A 268-nucleotide genomic window follows, 5' to 3' on the forward strand; every position below is an offset into this window, starting at 1 on the left:
GCCCTACACCGAACTCGTCTACCAGCCGATGATCGAGCTTCTCGCCTATCTCCGCGCCAACGGTTTCAAGACCTTCATCGTTTCAGGCGGAGGCATCGAGTTCATGCGGCCATGGGCGGAAAAGGTCTACGGCGTCCCGCCCGAGCAGGTAATCGGCTCGTCGATCAAGACCGAATTCAGGATGCAGGACGACACGCCGACCCTGTTTCGGCTCCCCGAAGTCAATTTCATCGACGACAAGGCCGGCAAACCCGTCGGGATCAACCAG

Annotated in this window: 1 pseudogene; it reads left to right on the top strand. The window is 59.3% G+C overall.

Annotation, left to right across the window (positions count from 1 at the left end):
- Positions 1-268 (top strand): annotated as a pseudogene (locus AF337_RS38630) (haloacid dehalogenase-like hydrolase); the annotation flags it as partial.

The sequence above is a fragment of the Rhizobium ecuadorense genome (assembly GCF_001187535.1).
GTDB classification, from domain to species: Bacteria; Pseudomonadota; Alphaproteobacteria; order Rhizobiales; family Rhizobiaceae; genus Rhizobium; species Rhizobium ecuadorense.